Genomic DNA, 17,086 nt, shown 5'->3' with positions numbered 1-17,086 from the left:
CTCTTCCTCAACTGCGCGGGCTCCTCCCAACCAGCGCCAGCGCCCGGTCCCGGTCGAGGAAGAAGAACTGCGCCGGCTTCTCCGAGATCGACGTCCGGAGGTCCACCAGCGGACCGCGCTCCGCGCCCAGCCGCTCCATCAGCGCGATGGAGGCGTGGTTGCGCGCGTCGGGCTCGAAGACGATCCGCCGGCAGCCGGGGAGGTGGGCGACGAAGTCGAGCCCGGCGGCGAGGACCTCCGCCGTACGGCCGCTCCGGCGCTCGTCGTCCGCGAGCAGCAGGTGGACGCCCACGTCGCCCTCACGGCGGTCGTAGAACCCGCCGATCTCATCGACCTGCGGGTCGTAGGTCTGGAACAGGCCGACGGGAACGTCGTCGAGGACGAGGAGGTACGCCGCGAGGTGCTCCTGCTCCTGGATGTAGGTGTAGATCTCTTCGACCTCGGCCCGGCCCAGCCCGGCCATGCCCCAGAAGGAGGCGCGCTCGACGCTCACCCAGCCGGTGATCAGGGCGGCATCGGCCGCGGGCTCCACGGGTCGTACGACGACGGTCATCGGTCCTCCAGGGGGATGGTGCGGCCGGCGGCCCACGCCGCCTGCTGGTCGTGGTGGTGGGGTGAGGCCGGGTCGCCGGACGCGCCGAGCGGCACGACCCAGCGCGAGTCACCAGCGAGGTCCCACACGAAGCGGGCGACCGGGCCGTGCACACAGGCGCCGGTGCCGCCGAGCGCCCGGGTCGCCAGGACGCAGTCGTCGTCGCCCGCGACGGGCGGCCACGGCGGGGCGTGGCCGTCGGGAGCCGCGAGGCCGAACTGCTGCGCCGCTGTCAGTGGTACGACGACGTGCGCGCTCCCCCACGGCGCGGGCTCGGGCGCGTGGGCGACGACCTCGAGCGCGTCGGCGACGGCCTGCAGCGGGTCGACACCGAAGGCCTTCTGCGCGCTGAGCAGCGTCGGGAGCGCCAGCCGGAGCCGGCCGCGGAGGTCGAACCAGGGGGCGTAGAGCTCGCCGAACGGCGAGGCGTCGACCCCGGCGAGGGCGGGCGCGGTCGCGTAGGCCTCGACGACCGCGGCCCGGACCGTGGCGAAGAGGGCGGCCTCGACGCTGTCGACGGCCATCCGGCGGTCCCAGGCGAGCAGCCGGTCGCGCAGAACCGTTGCCGGCGGGGACAGGTCGACCAGGGTGGCGGCGAGGTCGAGCAGCGCCTCCCCCGCGACCTGCCGGTCGTCGGCCAACGCACCGCCGAGCGCCTCCGGCGTGACCGGGCCGGCAGCGACCAGCCCGTCGACGACCTCGGTCAGCCGGTGTGCCCGGTGCGGGGGCGCGAAGTCGTCGCCGATCCGCGCGAAGTCGTCGGTGGCGCGGTCGTTGGCGGTGACCAGCACCTCGCCGGTCCGGCGGGGCAGGTCCTCGACCCAGCCGGTCCACGTTCCGTCCGCACCGCGCGTGGGCACGCGGCCGACGACGCGGTGCTCGATGCCGGCCGCGTCGGCGACGAGGAGGTTGTCGACCGGGCCCACCCAGTGGGCGAACGCCGCGGCGACATCCGTGGCGGACCTCGAGCGCAGCAGGGGAAGGAGGGTGTCGAAGCCGAGATTCCCCAGCACGGACGCGGGATTGCGCAGGCTGAAGGTGTCGGGCCGCCCCGGTCCGCCGGTCACCACGGGACCGCGCTCGGTGACGAGGACCTCGACCGGCACGGCGTCGTACACGTCCTCGGCGGTGCGGACCCGGACCACCTCGAACCGGCGCGCGACCGGCTCCCAGCCGGTGGCGCCGCGCGCGATGACGGCGCCGCGGTGGCGGACCAGCTCCTCGGCGTACACGTCCTCGTCGTCGGCGACCGCGTTGGTGACGCCCCATGCGACGGAACCGGCGTGGCCGAAGTGCTGGACGCCGGGGACGCCCGCGAACGTCAGGCCCGCGACGTCGAAGGGGTCCTCGGGGTCGGTGCAGGTGAGCCGGACCTGGGCGTAGCAGCCGGGGGCCTCGATGACCCGGTGCGGGTCGCCGGCGACGATCGGCAGCCCGCTCGCCGTGAGGGAGCCCGCCACGGCGACGGCGTTGCTGCCGCCGGGCAGGCCCTCGGTGCGCAGCACGTCGAGCGCCTCGGCGGCGTCGTCGCCGAGGACGGACGCGACGTGGTGCTGCCAGAGCTTGCCGGGGAAGCGGGAGAAGAGCAGGTGCTGCACGGCGAAGACGGCGAGCGGCGTCCAGCGCTGCCAGGGTCTCGTGACGGTCACTGCGCGACCTCCTCGACCACCGACGACGTCGTTGACGCCGTCGACGTACGCGTCGACGAAGGCCCGGCTCTCCGGCGCCAGCGCCGCGTGCGCGCGACGGGCCACGTCGACCAGCAGCGCCCGCCGGGCCAGCACGTCCCACTCCCGGGCCGAGGCACCGAAGAGCTCCGCGCAGGTCCCCTCGGCACGACGCCGCTCCACCTCGAGCTGCCACGACCGGTCCTGCGCGGTGGCGCGCCCCTGCTCCCGGGCGACCTCGAGGACAGAGGCCCCGGTGACGTGCGGGATGCCCCACGCATCCCGGGTGATCACGGCGCCACGGGACTGACCGGGTTCGCCAGGGTCCCGGCGAAGATCAGCGACTCGGCCTGGTCGGCGATGTCGACCATCTGCAACGTGTTGCGCAGCTGCAGCCGGTTGAGGCAGCTGTGGCGGAACCGCTCGCGGAGCAGGTCGTAGCGCGCGGCGGCCTCCGCCAGCTCGGGGTGGTCGGCCGCGTGCTGCTCGATGGTCTGCCGGGCGATCGCCCAGAACTCGTCCTCGGGCAGGATCCCGTCCTCGTCGAGGATCGCGGCGACGTGGCGCAGCACCCCGTCCAGGACGTCGGTGTGGATCGCCAGCGCCTTGACGTCGTCGGGGAAGCTGCCACGGACCCGCTCCGCCTCCTCCGGCAGGTCCAGCTCACCCATCACCGCGATCTCCTCGCCGATGTCCTTCATGAAGGCGCCCACCGGCACGTGGTCGCGCAGCCGCAGCAGGAGGTTCTCGCCGTGGGGCATGAAGGCGAGGTCGTAGGCGTACAGGCAGTGCACGAGCGGGCGCAGGTAAGCGCGCAGGTACGCCGCCACCCACGTCGCCGCGTCGACCGGCGAGGCCTTGATCCACGCGGTCACGAGTGCGTCGCCGTCGGCGTCGCGGTGCAGCAGCGCGGCCATGGTGGTGAGCTGCTCCCCTGCCGGAGTCCGCGGCACGGGGCTCTCCCGCCACAGCGCCGCGATCATCTTCCGGTAGGGGGAGGTGCCGGCCAGCCGGTGGAAGGCGTCGCCCGTGTAGCCGATCGCCGCCAGCTCGCGCAGCACCTCGAAGCCGCACGCCTGCAGCTCCTCGTCGGCGTGCACGAGCGAGGCGACCCAGTCGTTGATCGCCGGCGTCGCCTCCATGTACTTCGGCGAGAGGCCCCGCACGAAGCCCATGTTCTGGATCGCGAGCGCCGTCTTCACGTAGTGCCGTTCGGGCCGACTGGCGTTGAAGAAGGTGCGGATCGACTGCTGCGGTCGGTGCTCGTCGTCGCCCTCGCCGAGGTGGACGAGGTCGCGGCGCGCGACGTCCGGCGCGAAGGTGATCGCCAGCTTGTTGCGCCACTGCCACGGGTGCACCGGCAGGAACAGGTAGTCGTCGGCCGCCAGGCCCAGCGCTCCGAGCCGCGCGCGGAAGCGGTCGCGGACGGCGGGGGCCAGCTCGGCGTCGTACAGGGCCTGCTCGGTCTGGTCCGCACCCAGCGACAGGTGCGTGAGGCTGCGCCGCGCGGCGACCCAGTGCAGGCGCACGGCGGCGCCGGTCTCGGGTGCGAACGCGGTGTAGTCGTCGAGCCCGAAGCCGATCCGCCCGTTGTTGGCGACGAAGGCCGGGTGGCCCTCGGTCATCGCCGACTCGATCTCCTGGTAGTCCGCGTCGACCAGCTCGGCGACCGGCACCGCCCGGTGCCTCAGCTTCCAGGCGTGGGAGGCGAGGGTGGAGGCGATCTCCTCGAGATAGGTCGGCAGCAGGGAGTCCGGGATGCCCAGCACCGGCGCCAGCTCGGCGACCAGCTCCTGCGCGTCGGGCTCGCGCGGCTCGCCGTCGACGGTCCGCTCGACCGAGTCCGCGTCGATGACCCAGTGCTCGAGCCTCTTCACCCGCGCCGCGAACGTGTACGACGACCGGTCGGTCTCCACCCGCCAGCGTCCCCCTCGCCCCGGCTCGGCGACCGGCGCGATCATCCGCTCGTGGCTGAACTCGGACAGCGCCTTGGCCACCAGGTGCCGCTGGGCGCGCGCCATCAGGTCGGGGGTCAGGTGCTCGCTGGACGGTAGTCCCTGACGAAAAGCACCGAGGTCGGCCCCCGGACGGTGCTTTTCGTCCGGGACTACCGCGCCGGGCGGGTCGGGGAGGCGGACGAGCTCCGGGGCGTTCCAGTCCGCCCGCGGGCAGACCGAGAGCATGGCCGTCTTGCCGGGCAGCGGGATCTCGCGGAGCTCGGTGAAGCCGGCGGCGAGGTTCTTGGCGCGGATGGCGTGGTTGCGGACGTCGGGCTCGACGACGACCCGCTCGACGGCCGGGTCGGCGAAGCAGAAGGCCATCACCGCGTCGAAGACCGCCGTCGTCAGGCCGGGGACGGGCGCGCCCTCGGGAGGTGCGACGAGCACGTGCATGCCGAGGTCGCCCGGCCGCCGCTCGGGCAGATCACCCATCCCGGTGGCGTGCGCCGGGTCGTAGGTCTCCACCAGGAAGGTGGGGCGTCCGCCGATCCGGCCGAGGAAGGCGTCGTGGTGGGGGTCGGCGGCAATGGCGGCGTACTCGGTGCGGACGTCGTCGAGCGATGCGTCCTGCATCATCCAGAACGCCGAGCGCGGGTGGGTGACCCAGGCGTGGAGGAGCCCGACGTCGCGCGACAGGTCGAGCGGCTCGATCGTGATCCGGGACGTCAGGGAGCGGCTCATCGGGCGACCTCCTGACGGAACCTGTCCGGCACCCCGAAGGTCTGCACCGCGATCCGCTTCTCGACGGGGTAGACCTCACGACCGAGCATCGCCGCGATGATCACCGAGTTGCGGTGGGCCCCCATCCCGAGGTCGGGTGCGAGCAGCGAGTGGGTGTGCTCCTCGGCGTTCTGGACGAAGACCTCGCCACCGGCGACGTCGACGGAGTAGTCGTCGGCGACGTCGTAGCGACCGCGTGCGTCGCGGCGGATCCGGTGCTCGATCCGGTCCAGGAACCCCGGGACGGTCGGGCCGTAGCCGGTCGCGAGCACCAGTCCACCGGTCGACAGGGAGAAGGCCTCGCCGGTCTCGGTGTGCAGCAGGTCCAGCTCGGACCCGCCCTCCACGGGTCGCGCCGCGCGCACCTCGGTGTTGGTGAGCAGCGTCGTCCGCGGCCCGTCGCCGGTGACCCGCTGCTGGTAGTGCAGGTCGAAGATCGCGTCGACCAGGTCGGCGCTGATCCCCTTGAAGAGGTGGCGCTGGTCGCGGGCCAGCCGGTCGCGGGTCTCCATCGGCAGCGCGCGGTGGTAGGCGCCGTACTCCGGGGAGGTCATCTCGAGGGTGAGCTTGGTGTACTCCATCGGGAAGAAGCGCGGGCTGCGCGTCAGCCACACCAGCTCGTAGCCGTGCTCGGGCGCGGCAGCGAGCAGGTCGAGGTAGATCTCCGCCGCACTCTGGCCGCTGCCGACCACCGTGATCCGCTCCTGGGCCTGCAGCGCCTCGCGGTGGGCGAGGTAGTCGGCGGAGTGGGTGACGCCGGGCCGGCCCACGACCGGACGCAGCGACTCGGGGACGCGCGGCGACGTGCCGACGCCCAGGACGAGCCGCCGGGCCCGGAACGTCTCCCCCGCCCCCGTGCTGACCGTGTACGCCGCCCCGTCGTGCTCGACCGCCGTGACGGGCTGGCCGAAGCGGATGCCGGGCAGGGACTCGGCCGCCCAGCGGCAGTAGTCGTCGTACTCGCGGCGCAGCGGGTAGAAGCTCTCCCGGATGTAGAACGGGTAGAGGTGGCCGGCCTGCTTGAGGTAGTTGAGGAAGGACCAGCGCGACGTCGGGTCGGCCATGGTGACCAGGTCGGCGAGGAAGGGCACCTGGAGGGTCGCGTCGTCGAGCAGCATCCCCGGATGCCAGTCGAAGCGGTCGCGGGCCTCGAGGAAGACGCCGTCGAGCCCCGGTGACTCGGCGGTGCCGCGCAGCGGGTCGGTCAGGCAGGCCAGGCCCAGGTTGAACGGGCCGAGCCCGATCGCCACGAAGTCGTGCGTGATCACCGCGCCACCCCCACGCCGGTGGTCGGGGAGGTCGTGCAGCGACCGTCACGGGACGCGATCCGCTCGCCGAAGGCCCGCACCGTGTCGAGGATCCCGACGATGTCGTCGGCGCTCGCCATCGGGTTGAGCAGCGTGAGCTTGAGGTAGTGCACGCCGTCGACCCGGGTGGCCGCGACCATCGCGGTGCCGCTCGCGTAGAGCTCGGCCCGGATCGTCGTGTTCAGCGCGCCGAGCGCCGCGTCGTCCAGCCCGCCGCCGGCCGGCAGGTAGCGGAAGACAAGGGTGCTCAGCTCCGGCGCCGCCGCGAACTCGAGGTCCGCGGCGCCGGCCAGCCGCTCGTGGACCTCGCCGGCGAGGTCGATCACCGCGTCGACGTACTGCCCGACGAGGTCGGGGCCCATCGTGCGCAGGGTGAGCCAGAGCTTCAGCGCATCGAAGCGCCGGGTGGTCTGCAGGCTCTTGTCGACCTGGTTGGGCGTGGTCGCCTCGCGCGGGTTGAGGTAGTCGGCGTGCCAGGTCGCCGGGCGCAGGGTCGCCCGGTCGCGCACGATGATCGCGCTCGACGACACCGGCTGGAAGAAGGTCTTGTGGAAGTCGATCGTCACCGAGTCCGCCCGGTCGATCCCCTCGAGCCGCGAGCGCCGGGTGGGCGAGACGAGCAGCCCGCCGCCGTACGCCGCGTCCACGTGGAGCCACGCGTCGTAGGCCCGGGCCAGGTCGGCGATCGCCGGCAGCGGGTCGACCGCGCCGAAGTCCGTCGTCCCGGCGGTGGCGACGATCGCCATCGGGCGCAGGCCGAGCGCGGTGCAGGCGGCCAGCGAGCGCTCGAGCGCGGCCGGGTCCATCCGGTGCCGCTCGTCGGTCGGCACGCTGACCACCGACTCGTCGCCGAGGCCGAGCAGCCGGGCGGACTTCTGCACCGAGAAGTGGCTCTCGGCGGACGCGAGGATCCGCAGCCGCTCGGCCGGGACCCGCTCGTGGCGACCGCGGGCCAGCAGCAGGCCCTGCAGGTTGGACTGGCTGCCACCGCTGGTGAAGACGCCGTCGGCGTCGGCCCCGAAGCCGATCCGCTCGGCGGTCCAGTCGACCAGCCGCCGCTCGATGAACGTGCCGCCGACGCTCTGGTCGAAGGTGTCGAGGGAGCTGTTGACGGAGGCCACGAAGAGCTCCGCCAGCAGGGCCGGTACGACGACCGGGCAGTTCAGGTGGGCGGCGTACCGCTTCTCGTGGAACCAGACCGCGTCGTTCAGCCACAGGTCGGACATCTCGGCGAGGACGGCGTCGACGCCGGCCAGCGGGCGGTCGAGGTCGACGGCCGCGACCCGCGCCGACGCCTCGTCGGGCTGGAGCCCGGTCGCGGGACCGCTGACGCCCTTGAGGTGGGCGAGCAGGTGGTCGAGGCCGGTGCCGATCGCCGCGGCGTAGTGGTCGGCGTGGTCGGGGTGGAACACGTGGTGCAACGGAAGCTGTGACACGGGAAGGCTCTCCTCCGAGATCAGGTAAGGCTTACCTAATCATTTCGGAGGAGAGCCTGTCACCCCGGTCCGGAGTGCTGCAGGTCACACCCCGCCGGCCCGTCCGGCTCAGCCCAGGTACTTCTCCCACGGACCCGTGATCGCGAAGGTCAGGCCCGGGGTCTGCATGTTCACGAAGAGCACCTTGCCGTCGTCGGAGAACGTCGGGCCGGTGAACTCCGAGTCGTTGAGCTGGTTGCGGGCGATCGCCTGCGTCGGGCCGTACGGCGTCGCGGACAGCACGTGCGAGGCGCCCACGCCGTCCTCGGCGAGCACGAGCGAGCCCCACGGGGTGACCGTGACGTTGTCCGGGCCGTCGAAGGTGAGGTCGTCGTACCTCGCGGCGGCGCCGGAGGCGCCGGTCTTCTGGTGCGGGAAGTAGGCGACGAGCTGGATGGTCTCCTTCTTGTAGTTGTAGAACCAGACCATGCCGTCGTGCGGCACCGCGTCGGCCGGCAGGTCGCCGTCGGAGAACGCGAAGGAGTTCACGACGTACGCACCCTCGTCGGTGCCCCAGACGCCCTCGAACTTCTTGCCGCGCGTGACCTCGCCGTCGGCGAACTGCTTGCGCACCGAGGTGGTCGTCGCGTCGCGGTCGGGGACCTCCTTCCAGCGCACCGGGAAGGGCAGGCCGAGCTGGGCCGAGGTCAGGTAGGCGACGTCGGGGAGCACGGAGCCGTCGGGCATCAGGATCTGCATCGCGGCGAGGACGCCGTCGGTGTCGCCGAGCCGGTCGGCGAGGTTCGCGCCCATCTCGAAGCCCTCGGGCGCGGTCCAGCGGTAGAACAGGCCGTTCGGGCCCGAGGCGTCCTCGGAGAGGAAGACGTGCTTGCGGGCCCGGTCGATCGCGAGCGCCTCGTGGGCGTAGCGGCCGAACGCCTTGATCGGCTTGGGGTTGTGGCGGCCGTCGTGGAAGACCTCGAAGACGTAGCCGTGGTTCTTGGCGTAGGTGCCGCTCTTGCCGTTGCCGCTCCACGCCTTCCCGGCGCGGTCCTCGGTCTCCTCGCAGGTGAGCCACGTGCCCCAGGGGGTCGGGCCGCCCGCGCAGTTGGTCGAGGTGCCGGAGATGCCGACGAACTCGCCGAGGTTGTTGCCGCGGCTGTCGGTGCTGATGACGGTGCAGCCACCGGCGTCGATCGCGCCCTCGTCGTACACGGTGCCTGCGACGTGCGGGACGCCGAGCGGCGAGCCGGCCTTGAGCTCGTGGTTCTGGATGAGGCGGTACCGGCCGCGACCGGTCGTGAACACGGCCGTGCCGTCGTGCGCGTTCGGGGTCAGCTGGCCCTCGTCGAGCTTCGAGACGCCGGCGCGGGTCACGACCGCGTAGGAGAAACCGGCGGGCAGCGCGAGGAGGCCGTCCGGGTCGTCCTGCAGCGGCGGGAAGGGCACGATGCCCTGGCCCTTGGCCTTGCCGTTCGGCTTCGCGGTGTCGTTGCCCGGGCTGCCCTGGGCGAGGGAGGGCATGGCGCCGGTGACGGCGAAGCCGACGCCCGCGGCAGCGGCGGCGCCGCCGGCGATCACGGAGCGGCGGGAAGAGGGAGAAGACATGCTCGGGGGTCCTTCCGGGAGGAGTGTGCGTCCAACCGGCTCAGCCAACAGCCCCTCCGCGACGAGCAGCCGACCACGGGGTGAACGTCCGGCGGACCCTCGCCGGAGCGCCGTTCGTCGCGTCCCACCGACCGTTCATCGACAACCCGTCCCCACTCGGCGCAGCGCCGGACCGCACCCCTGCCGACGTGACCGCGGTCACTCCTAGCGTCGGAGGAGTCCGTGATCGCGGTCACACCGCACGACCGAGGAGGAACCCGTGTCATCCGACCTCTCACCCCACGACCCGCATGTGGTCGCGGCACGCCACGACCCCGTGTACGACGACCTGCACGCCTCCGCCGAGTTCGCCGAGCTGAAGCGGCGCTACCGGGGCTTCGCGTTCCCTGCCACCGCGGCCTTCCTGGTCTGGTACCTCACCTACGTCGTGCTCTCGATGTGGGCGGGCGGCTTCATGAGCAAGCAGGTCGTCGGCAATATCAACGTCGCCCTCGTGCTCGGCCTCCTCCAGTTCGCGACGACCTTCGTGATCGCGTGGCTCTACAGCAACTACTCCACCAAGCGGCTCGACCCGCTCGCCCGCGAGCTCGACGAGCGCTTCGTCTCGCTCTCCAAGGGCGCGCCGGGCGGGAAGGACCTCCGATGAACAACCAGGCCCTCACCGCGGGACTCTTCCTCGCCGTCGTCGCGCTGACGCTCTTCATCACGATCCGCGCCAGCCGCAACTCCAGCGGCACCTCCGACTTCTACGCCGGCGGCCGCTCGTTCTCCGGCTTCCAGAACGGCCTCGCCATCGGCGGCGACTACATGTCCGCCGCGTCCTTCCTCGGCATCTCCGGCGCCATCGCGCTGGCCGGGTACGACGGCTTCCTCTACTCGATCGGCTTCCTCGTCGCCTGGCTGGTGGCCCTCCTGCTCGTGGCGGAGATGCTGCGCAACTCGGGCAAGTTCACCATGGCCGACCAGCTGGCGTACCGGATGAAGCAACGTCCGGTGCGGACCGCGGCAGCGACCTCCACCGTCGTGGTCTCGATCTTCTACCTGCTCGCCCAGATGGTCGGCGCCGGCAGCCTCGTCGTCCTGCTCCTCGGCATCGACAAGACCAACACGCTCGCGATCAGCGCCGTCATCGCCGGTGTCGGCGCGCTGATGATCGTCTACGTCACGGTCGGTGGCATGAAGGGCACCACCTGGGTGCAGATCGTCAAGGCCGTCCTGCTGATGACCGGCTCCGCGCTGATCGTCGTCCTCGTGCTGGCCAAGTTCGACTTCAACCTCTCCGAGCTGCTCGGCGCGGCCCAGGCCAACTCGGGCAAGGAGGGCTTCCTCGAGCCCGGCCTGAAGTACGGCGCCGACCTCACCCACAAGCTCGACTTCCTCAGCCTCGGCCTGGCCCTCGTGCTCGGCACCGCCGGCCTGCCGCACATCCTGGTCCGCTTCTACACGGTGCCGACCTCGCGCGACGCCCGGAAGTCGGTGCTCTGGGCGATCGGCCTGATCGGCGTCTTCTACCTGTTCACGCTGGTCCTCGGCTTCGGTGCGGCCGCGCTCCTCAAGACCGGAGCCGGCAGCGACGTCGCCAACAGCGAGGGCAACCTGGCCTCGCCGCTGCTCGCCGAGGCGGTCGGCGGTGGCGCCGACTCGACCGGCGGCGCGGTCCTGCTGGCCCTGATCTCCGCGGTCGCCTTCGCGACCATCCTGGCCGTCGTCGCCGGCTTGACCCTGACGTCCTCGACGTCGGTGGCGCACGACATCTACAACTCGGTCATCCGCAAGGGCCAGGCGACCGAGGCGGAGGAGATCAAGGTGACCCGGTACGCCGCCGCCGGCCTGGGCATCGTCGCGATCCTGCTGGCCATCCCGGCCCGCAACCTCAACATCGCCTTCCTCGTGGCGCTGGCCTTCGCGGTCGCGGCCTCGGCCAACCTGCCGTCGATCGTCTACAACATGTTCTGGCGGCGCTTCAACACCCGTGGCGCCACGTGGAGCATCTACGGCGGCCTGATCTCCGCCATCACGCTGGTGTTCTTCTCGCCGGTCGTCTCCGGCAAGACCGCCGTCAACGCCGACGGTGACGTCATCAGCAAGGCGCTCTTCCCGCTGGGCGTCGACTTCCACTGGTTCCCGCTGGAGAACCCCGGCCTGATCTCGATCCCGCTGGGCTTCTTCTTCGGCTGGCTCGGGACGGTCACGTCCAAGGAGCCGTCGGCCGAGGAGCGGTTCACCGAGCTCGAGGTCCGTGCGCTCACCGGCGCGGGCGCCGAGCAGGCCGTCCAGCACTGATGGATCTCCGGAGGCCGGGACGGGTGGGAATCCCGTCCCGGCCTCTGGCACGAGCAACCCCGATGCAACCCCTGGTGACCACACTTCCCGTGGGTCCTAATGTGACCTGTGGCACCCCTTTCGATCAGGAGACAACCGTGAGCGACCAGTCGACAGCCGAGACCCTCGCCAACCTGCTGAAGGAGGACCGGCGCTTCGAGCCGCCGGCCGAGCTCGCCGCCGACGCCAACGTCAAGGCCGACGCGTACGACGCCGCGAAGGCGGACCGCGAGGGCTTCTGGGCGCAGCAGGCCGAGCGGCTGACCTGGGCCACGAAGTGGGACCAGGTCCTCGACTGGTCGAACAAGCCGTTCGCGAAGTGGTTCGTCGGCGGCACGATCAACGCGGCCTACAACTGCGTCGACCGCCACGTCGAGGCCGGCCGCGGCGACAAGGTCGCGATCCACTGGGTCGGCGAGCCCGAGGGCGACACCCGCGACATCACCTACGCCCAGCTCAAGGACGAGGTCTCCCAGGCCGCCAACGCGCTCACCGCGCTGGGCGTCGGCAAGGGCGACCGGGTCGCGATCTACATGCCGATGATCCCCGAGGCCATCGTCGCGATGCTCGCCTGCGCCCGCATCGGCGCCCCGCACACGGTCGTGTTCGGCGGCTTCTCCGCCGACGCCCTCGCCTCCCGCATCGACGACTGCGAGGCCAAGGTCGTCGTCACCTCCGACGGCGGCTACCGCCGCGGCGCCCCGTCCGCGCTCAAGCCGGCCGTCGACGAGGCCCGCACCAAGACCGACAAGATCGAGAAGGTCCTCGTCGTGCGTCGTACCGGGCAGGGCGTCGCCTGGGACGACGACGTCGACGTGTGGTGGCACGACGCCGTCGGCGGCGCCTCCACCGAGCACACCCCCGAGGCCTTCGACGCCGAGCACCCGCTCTACGTCATGTACACCTCCGGCACGACCGGCAAGCCCAAGGGCATCCTGCACACCACCGGTGGCTACCTGACCGGGGCGTCGTACACGCACAACGCGGTCTTCGACCTCAAGCCGGACACCGACGTCTACTGGTGCACCGCCGACATCGGCTGGGTCACCGGCCACTCCTACATCGTCTACGGACCGCTCGCCAACGGCGTCACGCAGGTGCTCTACGAGGGCACGCCCGACTCCCCCGAGCCGGGCCGCTGGTGGAAGATCATCCAGGACTACGGCGTCACGCTCTTCTACACCGCCCCGACCGCGATCCGGTCGTTCATGAAGCAGGGCCACGAGGTGCCCGACAAGTTCGACATGTCGTCGCTGCGGATCCTCGGCTCGGTCGGCGAGCCGATCAACCCCGAGGCCTACATCTGGTACCGCCACGTCATCGGCGGCGACCGCACCCCGATCGTCGACACCTGGTGGCAGACCGAGACCGGTGCCGTGATGATCTCCCCGCTCCCCGGCGTGACCGCCGGCAAGCCCGGCTCCGCGATGACCGCGATCCCCGGCATCGAGGCCGACGTCGTCGACGACGAGGGCAACTCCGTGCCCAACGGCTCCGGCGGCTATCTCGTCATCACCTCGCCGTGGCCCTCCATGCTGCGCACCATCTGGGGCGACGACGACCGCTACGCCGACACCTACTGGTCGCGCTTCAAGGCGCAGGGCTACTACTTCGCCGGCGACGGCGCGAAGAAGGACGAGGACGGCGACATCTGGGTCCTCGGCCGCGTCGACGACGTCATGAACGTCTCCGGCCACCGCCTGTCGACCACCGAGATCGAGTCCGCGCTCGTCTCGCACCCCAAGGTCGCCGAGTCCGCCGTCGTCGGCGCCTCCGACCCCGACACCGGCCAGGCCGTGGTCGCCTACGTCATCCTCCGCAACGAGGCCGGCGACGGCGGCCCGGACATCGTCAAGGAGCTCTCGGACCACGTCCGCAAGGAGATCGGCCCGATCGCCAAGCCGCGGCAGATCATGATCGTCCCCGAGCTCCCCAAGACCCGCTCCGGCAAGATCATGCGCCGCCTGCTGCGCGACGTCGCCGAGGGCCGCGACGTGGGTGACACCCAGACCCTGGCCGACGCCTCGATCATGGACCTGATCTCCGCCGGGCAGGCCACCTCCACGGAGGACTGACCCCTCGGTCGGGTCCGCTAGCGTCATACGAACCGGTCGCTCCCGCGGCCGGTTCGTATGACGTCCCGCGCCGCCACCGAGGAGCTGCCGTGCCCGTCTGGGAACCCGTCGTCTGGACCGCCCTCCCGCCCACGCTGGCGGAGTTCTGGACCGAACGGCACCTCTGCACGCTGAGCACCCTCGACCGCGACGGAGCTCCGCACGCCGTCGCCGTCGGCGCCGTGCTCGACCCCGAGCTCGAGTGCGCCTGGGTGATCACCGACGGCGGCTCGCAGAAGGTGGCCAACCTGCGCCGCGACGGCCGGCTCGCCGTCAGCCAGGTCGACGGCGCCCGCTGGTCGACGATCATCGGCACCGCCGAGGTGCTCTCCGACGCCGTCTCGGTCGAGCGTGCGTGCGAGCGGTACGCCGCCCGCTACCGGACGCCGCGGGAGAACCCGAACCGGGTGGCGCTGCGGATCACCGTCGAGCGGTTCCTGGGGTCGTCGCAGGTGCTGCCTCCGGCGTGAGGGCTGCCCGGGTGGCGACGCACCGCGCGCCAGCTTCACCCCAGCTTGACAGGCGACCACCCCTCGGCGCATTCTCCTAACCATGTTAGGAGAATCGAAGCGCGATAGGATCGCCGAACGACGTGCGGCGACCCGGCGCGAGATCCTCGACGCCGCGTGGGCGCAGGCCCGCGAGGTGGGGATCGCGAACATCACGCTGCGCGACATCGCCCGCGAGGTCGGCATGCAGCCGCCGTCGCTGTACTCGCACTTCGACTCCAAGAACGCCGTGTACGACGCCATGTACGCCGAGGCCTGGGCGGAGTACGAGGCCCACGCGCTCGCCCAGCTCGACGACGTGCCCGCCCATCCGCGGGCGGCGATCCACCGCGCCGGGCGGGTGTTCTTCGACTTCGCGGTGGCCGACCTCGCGCGCCACCAGCTGATGAACCAGCGCACCATCCCCGGGTTCGAGCCGACGGCCGAGGCCTACGCGCCGGCCGTGCGCGTCCTCGACCACGGCATCGCGTTCCTCGCCTCCCAAGGGGTCACGGAGCGCGCCGACTTCGACATCTGGATCTCGCTGATCGGCGGGCTGATCGACCAGCAGCTCGCCAACGACCCGGGTGGTGACCGCTTCTCGCGGCTGCTCGAACGGGCCATCGACATGTTCGCGGACGCCGTCGGCATGCCACCGCTCCCCCAGAAGCACCCGACCCGCCGGAAGGCAGGCACCCCGAGATGAGCACCACCATGAAGGACCAGAACCGCCGGCCGCTGCGCCGCCCGGCCCTCGACCACCGGACGGCCATGACCCTCGCGGCCGACGAGTACGCCCGCTTCGCCGACACCGTCGCCGGCCTCGACGCCGCGGCATGGACCCGCCCGACCGCCTGCACCCTGTGGGACGTGCGGCAGCTGACCGCCCACGTGGTCGGCATGGCCGAGATGGCGGCGGGCCTCCGGGAGGGCGCCCGTCAGCGCCGGATCGCGGGGGCGGACGCCGCGGCGAAGGGCATCGCGTTCATCGACGCCCTCACCGACGTCCAGGTGCGCGAGCGCGCCGACCACACACCCGCCCGGCTCACCGACGACATGCGCAAGGTGGGACCGCGCGCAGCCCGCGGCCGCCGGATGACGCCGTCGTTCGTACGACGCCGCGACATGGGGGTCCCCCAGACGGTGCAGGGGGTCGACGAGCACTGGGCGCTCGGCTTCCTGGTCGACGTGATCCTGACCCGCGACACCTGGATGCACCGCAGCGACCTCGCCGAGGCCACCGGCACCGCGATGGTCCTGACCCCCGACCACGACGGCGCCATCGTCGCCGACGTCGTGGCCGAGTGGGCCGGGCGCCACCTCCAGCCGTACCGGCTGGTCCTCACCGGCCCGGCCGGCGGCGAGTGGGGCGCCGGCACGGGCGGCGAGACGATCGAGATGGACGCGGTTCAGTTCTGCCGGGTGCTCTCGGGCCGCGGCGAGGGGTCGGGGCTGCTCGCGACCGAGGTGCCGTTCTGACCTGAGCGCCGCGTCGCGAGCAGCAGCACGAGGACGCCGACCACCGCGGCGAGCACGGACGCGAGCAGGATCCCGACCTTCGCCTCGTCGGTCAGCGCCGCGGAGCCGGGGAACGACAGGCCGGCGATGAAGAGCGACACCGTGAAGCCGATGCCGGCGACGGCGCCGACGCCGAGCAGGTGGGCCCAGGTCGTCTCCGCCGGCATCCGGCCGACCCCGAGCCGGATCGCGAGGAAGCAGGCCAGCACGATGCCCAGCGGCTTCCCGACGACCAGTCCGACACCGATCCCGAGGCCGACCGCCGAGGTCACGGCGTCGCCGAACCCGTCGAGCGCGACACCGGCGTTCGCGAGCGCGAACACCGGCAGCACGACGTACGACGACAGGGGGTGCAGCCGCGCCTGGAGACGCTCGACCATCGGCACCGACTCGCCCACCAGGAAGCGCAGCCGGTGCAGCTCGTCCGCGTCGAGCTCGTTGTCGCGCAGCGCATCGGCGGCGAAGCCGGTCGCGACGTCGGGTCGCAGCAGCGCGACGGCCGGGGTGAGCAGGCCGATCGCGACACCGGCGAGGGTCGCGTGCACGCCCGACTCCAGCAGCGCGAACCAGGTGGCGACGCCGAGCACGACGTAGACCGGGACCGCCCACACGCGGGCGGCCCGGAGCACGGCCATCACCGCGAGGAGGCCGAGCGCGACGGCGAGCCAGCCGAGCGCGAGGTCGTCGGTGTAGAAGACCGCGATGACCAGGATCGCGCCGATGTCGTCGACGATGGCGAGGGTCAGCAGGAACAGGCGCGCCGCCGACGGCACCCGGTCGCCGAGCACACCGAGCACACCGACGGCGAACGCGATGTCGGTCGCCATCGGGATCCCCCAGCCGGCGCCCGCCCCGTCCGGCCCGCCGCCCACGATGGCGGCGTACAGCAGGGCGGGGACGGCCATCCCGCCGACGGCCGCGACGATCGGGAGCGCGGCGGTGCGGGGGTCGCGGAGGTCGCCGTGGACCAGCTCGTACTTGATCTCGAGGCCGACGACGAAGAAGAAGATCGTCATCAGGCCGTCGTTGACCCAGTGCTGGAGCGACTCCTCCATCCGCCAGTCGCCGACCTCCAGCGCGAGCGGGGTGTGCCAGAAGTGGTCGTAGCCCTCGGCCCATCCGCTGATCCCGAGGTTCACCCACAGCAGGGCGGCCACCGTGGCGGCGAGCAGCAGCAGCGAACCCGCCGACTCGACGTGCAGGAACTCGCGGATCGGGCGGGCGACATAGCGCGCCAACGGGCGGTCGCTGGCGGTCCAGACGGGGCCTCGGCGCCACAGCTCGTCGGGGGCGGAAGGCGGTTCGGTCACGGGGATCTCTCCGTCGGGGTCGTCC

The 17,086-nt window shown here is 72.0% G+C and carries 13 protein-coding genes; 6 read left to right on the top strand and 7 right to left on the bottom strand.

What is annotated here, in order from left to right:
* Window positions 1-7: 7 nt before the first annotated feature.
* The 6 genes from BJ993_RS11640 to BJ993_RS11615 all read right to left on the bottom strand — a co-directional run bounded on the left by BJ993_RS11640 (window position 8) and on the right by BJ993_RS11615 (window position 9,309).
* On the bottom strand, window positions 8-553 hold the full coding sequence (locus tag BJ993_RS11640) for a GNAT family N-acetyltransferase (RefSeq protein WP_179648925.1): 546 nt from the start codon (window positions 551-553) through the stop codon (window positions 8-10).
* Window positions 550-2,553 (bottom strand): penicillin acylase family protein, encoded by a 2,004-nt coding sequence (locus tag BJ993_RS11635; RefSeq protein WP_179648924.1) that lies wholly within the window; start codon window positions 2,551-2,553, stop codon window positions 550-552. The genes BJ993_RS11640 and BJ993_RS11635 overlap by 4 nt, the downstream gene beginning before the upstream one ends.
* Window positions 2,550-4,940, bottom strand: a complete 2,391-nt coding sequence (locus tag BJ993_RS11630; RefSeq protein WP_179648923.1) for a GNAT family N-acetyltransferase — start codon at window positions 4,938-4,940, stop codon at window positions 2,550-2,552. The genes BJ993_RS11635 and BJ993_RS11630 overlap by 4 nt, the downstream gene beginning before the upstream one ends.
* A complete protein-coding gene (locus BJ993_RS11625) occupies window positions 4,937-6,247 on the bottom strand; it encodes a lysine N(6)-hydroxylase/L-ornithine N(5)-oxygenase family protein (RefSeq protein ID WP_179648922.1) in 1,311 nt (436 codons plus the stop codon). Before BJ993_RS11625 ends, BJ993_RS11630 begins: the two co-directional genes overlap by 4 nt.
* Window positions 6,244-7,722, bottom strand: a complete 1,479-nt coding sequence (locus BJ993_RS11620) for a pyridoxal phosphate-dependent decarboxylase family protein (RefSeq protein ID WP_179648921.1) — start codon at window positions 7,720-7,722, stop codon at window positions 6,244-6,246. The genes BJ993_RS11625 and BJ993_RS11620 overlap by 4 nt, the downstream gene beginning before the upstream one ends.
* 108 nt (window positions 7,723-7,830) lie before the next feature.
* On the bottom strand, window positions 7,831-9,309 hold the full coding sequence (locus BJ993_RS11615) for an alkaline phosphatase PhoX (protein ID WP_179648920.1): 1,479 nt from the start codon (window positions 9,307-9,309) through the stop codon (window positions 7,831-7,833).
* A gap of 259 nt (window positions 9,310-9,568) precedes the next feature.
* Between BJ993_RS11615 and BJ993_RS11610 the strand changes: the two genes are divergently transcribed.
* From BJ993_RS11610 to BJ993_RS11585, 6 genes are all read left to right on the top strand, one after another.
* Window positions 9,569-9,955 carry a DUF485 domain-containing protein gene (locus BJ993_RS11610; protein WP_308645544.1) on the top strand — a complete coding sequence of 129 codons (387 nt, stop codon included), beginning with the start codon at window positions 9,569-9,571 and terminating at the stop codon, window positions 9,953-9,955.
* Window positions 9,952-11,592 carry a monocarboxylic acid transporter gene (locus BJ993_RS11605; RefSeq protein WP_179648919.1) on the top strand — a complete coding sequence of 547 codons (1,641 nt, stop codon included), beginning with the start codon at window positions 9,952-9,954 and terminating at the stop codon, window positions 11,590-11,592. Before BJ993_RS11610 ends, BJ993_RS11605 begins: the two co-directional genes overlap by 4 nt.
* Window positions 11,593-11,729: 137 nt before the next feature.
* Window positions 11,730-13,706 (top strand): acetate--CoA ligase, encoded by a 1,977-nt coding sequence (gene acs / locus BJ993_RS11600; RefSeq protein WP_308645543.1) that lies wholly within the window; start codon window positions 11,730-11,732, stop codon window positions 13,704-13,706.
* Window positions 13,707-13,795: 89 nt separating this feature from the next.
* Window positions 13,796-14,215: a pyridoxamine 5'-phosphate oxidase family protein gene (locus tag BJ993_RS11595; protein ID WP_308645542.1), complete on the top strand. Its 420-nt coding sequence runs from the start codon at window positions 13,796-13,798 to the stop codon at window positions 14,213-14,215.
* 82 nt (window positions 14,216-14,297) lie between these two features.
* Window positions 14,298-14,939, top strand: coding sequence for a TetR/AcrR family transcriptional regulator (locus BJ993_RS11590; RefSeq protein ID WP_179648917.1), 642 nt, complete (start codon window positions 14,298-14,300; stop codon window positions 14,937-14,939).
* Window positions 14,936-15,712: a maleylpyruvate isomerase family mycothiol-dependent enzyme gene (locus BJ993_RS11585; protein WP_218864683.1), complete on the top strand. Its 777-nt coding sequence runs from the start codon at window positions 14,936-14,938 to the stop codon at window positions 15,710-15,712. Before BJ993_RS11590 ends, BJ993_RS11585 begins: the two co-directional genes overlap by 4 nt.
* Here BJ993_RS11585 and nhaA read toward each other — a convergent pair.
* Window positions 15,643-17,061 carry a Na+/H+ antiporter NhaA gene (gene nhaA, locus BJ993_RS11580; protein ID WP_218864682.1) on the bottom strand — a complete coding sequence of 473 codons (1,419 nt, stop codon included), beginning with the start codon at window positions 17,059-17,061 and terminating at the stop codon, window positions 15,643-15,645. The two genes, BJ993_RS11585 and nhaA, sit on opposite strands and share 70 nt — an antisense overlap.
* Window positions 17,062-17,086 lie beyond the last annotated feature (25 nt).

Origin of the sequence: Nocardioides aromaticivorans, assembly GCF_013408525.1 — a bacterium.
GTDB classification, from domain to species: domain Bacteria; phylum Actinomycetota; class Actinomycetes; order Propionibacteriales; family Nocardioidaceae; genus Nocardioides; species Nocardioides aromaticivorans.
This window is presented reverse-complemented; position numbering and strand designations above follow the sequence as displayed.

Coding starts and splice junctions, on each gene's coding strand:
- BJ993_RS11630 (WP_179648923.1), bottom strand. CDS start 4,940: ATGAGCCGCTCCCTGACGTCCCGGATCACGATCGAGCCGCTCGACCTG.
- BJ993_RS11585 (WP_218864683.1), top strand. CDS start 14,936: ATGAGCACCACCATGAAGGACCAGAACCGCCGGCCGCTGCGCCGCCCG.
- BJ993_RS11605 (WP_179648919.1), top strand. CDS start 9,952: ATGAACAACCAGGCCCTCACCGCGGGACTCTTCCTCGCCGTCGTCGCG.
- BJ993_RS11640 (WP_179648925.1), bottom strand. CDS start 553: ATGACCGTCGTCGTACGACCCGTGGAGCCCGCGGCCGATGCCGCCCTG.
- BJ993_RS11590 (WP_179648917.1), top strand. CDS start 14,298: ATGTTAGGAGAATCGAAGCGCGATAGGATCGCCGAACGACGTGCGGCG.
- BJ993_RS11615 (WP_179648920.1), bottom strand. CDS start 9,309: ATGTCTTCTCCCTCTTCCCGCCGCTCCGTGATCGCCGGCGGCGCCGCC.